The following is a 5,007-nucleotide window of genomic DNA, read 5'->3' on the forward strand; positions in this document are numbered from 1 at the left end:
ACACATTCGAACATGCAAGGGTCACGTCACGAGGAGGGACTAACTCGACACCCGGCGAGTAACCTGGCCACATGACCGCGTCCCCACCAGCCGGATCCTGCTGCATCGCGGGCTCGAACGGTCCCCTGGGCCAAGTGGAGGCCGAATCCGCGGCGGCGAGGTTCAAGGCGCTCTCCGACCCGATGCGACTGCGCCTGCTCTCCCACATCGCCGCCGCGGAGTGCAACGACGTCTGTGTCTGCACCCTGACGGAGCCGCTCGGGATCACCCAGCCGACCGTCAGCCACCACATGAAGAAGCTCGTCGAGGCCGGCCTCGTCACCCGGGAACAGCGCGGCCGGATGGCGCACTACAGCATCGTGCCCGAGGCGTTCGCGCAGATCCGCGACATCGTGGACGTCCGCGGCCCCACTCCCTGACACGGAGCGCCCGACCGTGGCATGACGCCGGGCTCAGTGCCCGGCACCGAGCCTTCCCGAGAGCATGTCGAGGCGCTCCTGACTCGCCCCGTCGAGGCCGATCACCGACAGCGTCTTGCCCTTGGCCGCGTACTTCTGCTGCACGGCGTCGAGGGTGGCGACGGTCGAGGCGTCCCAGATGTCGGCATCGGTGAGATCGAGCACCACGTGCTCGGGATCATCCGCGTAGTCGAACTGGTACACCAGATCGTTGCTGGAGGCCCAGAACAGCTCGCCGGTGACCCGGTAGGTGCGGGTGTCCACGGCGCCGTCGTGGTCCGTATCGAGCTCGGCGACCTTCTCGATGGTCGTCATGTGCGCGACGCGGCGGGCGAACATGATCATGGCGGTGACCACGCCGAGGATCACCCCGATCGCGAGGTTGTGCGTCCACACCGTGGCCGCCACGGTGGCCACCATGACCAGCGTCTCGGACAGCGGCATCAACCGCAGGGTGCGCGGGTGGACCGAGTGCCAGTCCATCGTGCCCACGGAGACCATGATCATGACCGCCACCAGGGCGGCCATGGGGATGAGCCCCACGATGTCCCCGAGCGCCACGACCAGGATGAGGAGGAACACGCCGGCGAGCAAGGTGGACAACCGAGTGCGGGCCCCGGAGGCCTTGACGTTGATCATCGTCTGCCCGATCATCGCGCAGCCGCCCATGCCGCCGAAGAACCCGGTGACGAGATTGGCCACGCCCTGACCCCAGCCCTCCCGGGTCTTGTCGGAGTGGGTCTCGGTGATGTCGTCGACCAACTTCGCCGTCATCAGCGATTCCATGAGCCCGACCAGCGCCATGGCCAGCGCGAAGGGGGCGATGATCTGCAGCGTCTCGACCGTGATCGGGACGTCCGGGAGGAGCAGCGTCGGCAGCGACGCCGGCAGCTCGCCCTGGTCGCGCACGTTCGGGACGGACCAACCGACGGACACCACGACGATCGTGATGGCCACGATCGCGATGAGGGGAGCGGGGATCACGGTGGTGAGCCGGGGGAAGAACACCATGACGGCGATCCCCACGGCCACCAGCGGGTACACCAGCCACGGGACTCCCACCAGGTGCGGGATCTGCGCCATGAAGATGAGGATCGCCAGGGCGTTGACGAAGCCGACCATCACCGACCGCGGGATGAACCGCATGAGTCTCGCGACCCCGGCCAGGCTGAGCAGAATCTGCATCACCCCGGCGAGCAGCACCGTGGCGATGAGGTAGTCGAGCCCGTGATCCGCGACGACGGGCGCGACCACCAGCGCGATCGCACCGGTGGCCGCGGAGATCATCGCGGGCCGCCCGCCGGTGAAGGCGATCGTCACCGCCATCGTGAACGAGGCGAACAGCCCGACCCGCGGGTCGACCCCCGCGAGGATGGAGAACGAGATCGCCTCCGGGATGAGCGCCAGCGCCACCACGAGCCCGGCCAGGACCTCGGTCCGGAGCCTGGCCGGGGAGGAGAACGCCGCGCGGAAGGAGGGCACCACACCGGTCGGATACTGCTCGTTCACGGATCACCTACAGTCGTCGCCAGACCCTCACGTGGCGTGAGGAACGAAAGCTACCGTAACGGGAGAGTTGTGACCGGGCCAAGTCGGGACGAGCGGACCATGAAGATCGGCGAGGTCGCCGAGCGGACGGCCCTGTCCATTCGCAGCCTGCGCCACTACGACGAACTCGGCCTCGCCAGCCCGTCCGCCCACTCCCCCGGCGGATTCCGGCTCTACACGGACGCCGACGTGGAGCGCATCCTGCTCATCCGCCGGATGAAGCCCCTCGGGTTCAGCCTCGAACGGATACGGGATTTCTGCCGCGCTCTCGACCGCCGAGCAGGCGACCCCGAGGGGTCGCGCGCCGTGATCGCCGAGATCGGGGCCGAGGCCACCGAGCGGCTCGAGCGCCTGCGGACCCACCTGGGGTACGCCGAGGAGTTCGTGGAGATCGTCGAGGGACTCAAGGCGTGACCGCGAGCGCATCCGCCACGGCGGCCTTGGCCCACCGCCCCACCCCGATGAGGGTCGCCGACGCCGCGCCGCACCAGTCGCCGTAGCCGAGCAGGTACAGCCCCGGCACGTCCGGGACGACCGGGCCCGATGCCACCACCCTGCCCCCGACCCGCCGCAGCCCCAGCGCACGGAGATGCCCGAGGGCCGGCCGGAACCCCGTGCACCAGATCACCGCGTCGACCGGCTCGACCCGCCCGTCGTCCCACTCCACGCCGTCAGGGCGGAACCGGTCGAACATCGGGGTGGCGACCAGCCTGCCCGCGTCGCGCGCCTCGCGCACCGGGGGGACGACGACGATGTCGCCGAGCTCGGCCACGCCGCGGCCGGTTCCGGAGCGCACCGAGGCGGTGGCCACACGGAACAGTTCGCGGCCGTCGACGTCGTCGGGGAGATACCGAGGCGGCCCGGTGGTGCACCAGAGCAGGTCGGCGCGCCCTGCGAGGTCGGCGGCGATCTGGGCGCCGGAGTTCGCACCCCCGACCACCACCACCCGTCGCCCCTCGAACTCCCCCGGACCGCGGTAACCCGCACTGTGGAGCTGCATTCCCCGGAACCCGCCGGCGCCCGGGTAGGCGGGGACGAAGGGCCGGGACCACGTGCCGGTCGCGCTGATGACCGACCGGCACCGCCACCGGCGTCCGTCGGCGGCGCGGACCAGGAAGCCGCCGCCGTCGGCCCGCTCGACCGCCGTCACGCGGACCCCTCGACGGACCGGGAGATCGTAGTACTCCTCGTACTCCCTCAGGTACCGCACCACGTGACCGGCATCCGGGTTTCCACCCTCGGTCCGCGGCATCCGGCGGCCCGGCAGGGAGGAGTAGTCGGCCGGAGAGAACAGCCGCAGCGACGGCCAGGTGTGCGGCCACGCGCCGCCCGGCCCGGGAGAGGCATCCAGGATCTCGAAGTCGGCCCCGCCGCGCGCCAGATAGAACCCTGCTGCCAGGCCCGCCTGTCCGCCGCCGATCACCACCACGTCACGGTCGACGGCCATCAGCGGTCCCCCCGTTCCACCCACGTGAGCAGTTCCTATCGACACCTATCGATGCTTATCCTACAGTGGAGGCATGAGCACCCATCCCGCCCCCGCGACCGGCCCCGCCGGAGCGGACACCCTCGCCGAGGCCCGAGAGCACCGGCGGCTGGTGGCGGCGCTCGCGCTGGCCGCGGTCGCGTGGGTCGCCCTGTGGGTGGCCAACGAGTGGTTCTGGGACTCCGCGGTCGGCTGGCTCGGTCTGGACCTCGCCGACCGGGCGGTCGGGGCGGTGCACTTCTTCCTCTACGACACCGTCAAGATCTTCCTGCTGCTCCTCGGCCTGATGTTCCTGGTCGGCATGCTGCGGGCGAGCCTCGACCTGGACCGCGCCCGCGACTGGCTCGAGGGCCGCGGCCTGTTCGTCGGCCTCACCCTGGCGATCGTCCTGGGCGTGGTGACCCCGTTCTGCTCGTGCAGCTCGATCCCACTGTTCATCGGCTTCGTCGCCGCCGGCATTCCGCTCTCGGTGACCCTGACCTTCCTCATCGCCTCGCCGCTCATCAGCGAGATCGCGGCCATCATGATCGGCGAGATGTTCGGCTGGCACATCGCCGCCGCCTACGTCATCGCCGGGTCCGCGATCGCGTTCGTCGCGGGGTGGGCGTTCTCGAGGTTCCGCCTGGAGAAATGGGTCGACGACGTGGTCTTCACCACCCGGGTGGCCGCGCTCCGCACCGGCGGGCACGTGCCCACCCTCCGCGAGCGGGTCGACGCCGCCCTCGGCGAATCCCGCGACATCTTCCGGGACGTCTGGATCTGGGTGGTGGTGGGCGTCGGTGTGGGTGCCGCGATCCACGGTTGGGTCCCGGCGGACTTCTTCCTCCGCTGGGCCGGCCCGGACAACCCGCTGGCCGTGGTCGTGGCCACCCTCGCCGGGGTGCCGCTCTACGTCAACGGTGCCGGGGTCGTCCCGATCGCCGAGGCACTCTGGTCCAAGGGCATGAGCCTGGGGACCGTCATGGCGTTCATCATGAGCTCGATCGCGTTGTCCATGCCCCAGGCGATCATGCTCAGGAGGGTCATGAAGCCGCCGCTGCTCGCGCTGTTCTTCGGCGTCGTCACCGTGGGCATCCTCGCTATCGGGCTCCTGTTCAACCTCTTCGCCTGAACCACAACCCACTCCAAGGAGAAACCATGATCGTCAAGGTGCTCGGCCCCGGCTGCCGCAACTGCCACACCCTCGTCGCCCGCACCCGCGAGGCGCTGGACGGGCTCGGGGTGGACGCCGAGATCGTGGAGGTCACCGACATCGGCGAGATCGCGGGATACGGGCTCATGAAGACCCCCGGGTTGGTGGTCGACGACGAGCTGGTCCTGGGCGGCAAGGTGCCGACGGTCCGCCAGCTCACCGAGCTGCTGCGCGGTCGCTAGGCCGGCGGGCGTCACAGCGCCCGGCCGATGACCTCCTTCATGATCTCGTTGGTGCCGCCGTAGATCCGCATGACGCGGGCGCCGGCGAACTTCTGCGCGATGGGGTACTCCATCATGTAGCCGTAGCCGCCGAACAGCTGC

At 70.0% G+C, this 5,007-nt stretch carries 7 protein-coding genes; 4 read left to right on the plus strand and 3 right to left on the minus strand.

Annotated features, from left to right (window positions below; all coding sequences use genetic code 11):
- Nucleotides 1–134: 134 nt before the first annotated feature.
- A complete protein-coding gene (locus tag B4M60_RS12425; protein ID WP_291084412.1) occupies nt 135–419 on the plus strand; it encodes an ArsR/SmtB family transcription factor in 285 nt (94 codons plus the stop codon).
- Nucleotides 420–452: 33 nt separating this feature from the next.
- Here B4M60_RS12425 and B4M60_RS12430 read toward each other — a convergent pair whose 3' ends face one another.
- Nucleotides 453–1,967, minus strand: coding sequence for a SulP family inorganic anion transporter (locus B4M60_RS12430; RefSeq protein WP_291084415.1), 1,515 nt, complete (start codon nt 1,965–1,967; stop codon nt 453–455).
- A gap of 99 nt (nt 1,968–2,066) precedes the next feature.
- Between B4M60_RS12430 and B4M60_RS12435 the strand changes: the two genes are divergently transcribed.
- On the plus strand, nt 2,067–2,420 hold the full coding sequence (locus B4M60_RS12435; RefSeq protein WP_291084509.1) for a MerR family transcriptional regulator: 354 nt from the start codon (nt 2,067–2,069) through the stop codon (nt 2,418–2,420).
- Here B4M60_RS12435 and B4M60_RS12440 read toward each other — a convergent pair.
- The gene (locus B4M60_RS12440) at nt 2,410–3,453 is read right to left on the minus strand and encodes an ArsO family NAD(P)H-dependent flavin-containing monooxygenase (protein ID WP_291084419.1); all 1,044 of its coding nucleotides are present in this window, start codon (nt 3,451–3,453) and stop codon (nt 2,410–2,412) included. The two genes, B4M60_RS12435 and B4M60_RS12440, sit on opposite strands and share 11 nt — an antisense overlap.
- A gap of 73 nt (nt 3,454–3,526) precedes the next feature.
- Between B4M60_RS12440 and B4M60_RS12445 the strand changes: the two genes are divergently transcribed.
- Both B4M60_RS12445 and B4M60_RS12450 read left to right on the plus strand, forming a co-directional pair.
- Nucleotides 3,527–4,603, plus strand: coding sequence for a permease (locus tag B4M60_RS12445; RefSeq protein ID WP_291084421.1), 1,077 nt, complete (start codon nt 3,527–3,529; stop codon nt 4,601–4,603).
- Nucleotides 4,604–4,629: 26 nt separating this feature from the next.
- On the plus strand, nt 4,630–4,866 hold the full coding sequence (locus B4M60_RS12450) for a thioredoxin family protein (RefSeq protein WP_291084424.1): 237 nt from the start codon (nt 4,630–4,632) through the stop codon (nt 4,864–4,866).
- Nucleotides 4,867–4,877: 11 nt separating this feature from the next.
- Here B4M60_RS12450 and B4M60_RS12455 read toward each other — a convergent pair.
- Nucleotides 4,878–5,007, minus strand: a 130-nt coding sequence (locus B4M60_RS12455) for an acyl-CoA dehydrogenase family protein (protein ID WP_291084511.1), incomplete at its 5' end; no start/stop codon positions are given.

It is taken from the genome of Dietzia sp. UBA5065 (assembly GCA_002415925.1).
In the GTDB taxonomy this organism is placed as follows: Bacteria; Actinomycetota; Actinomycetes; order Mycobacteriales; family Mycobacteriaceae; genus Dietzia.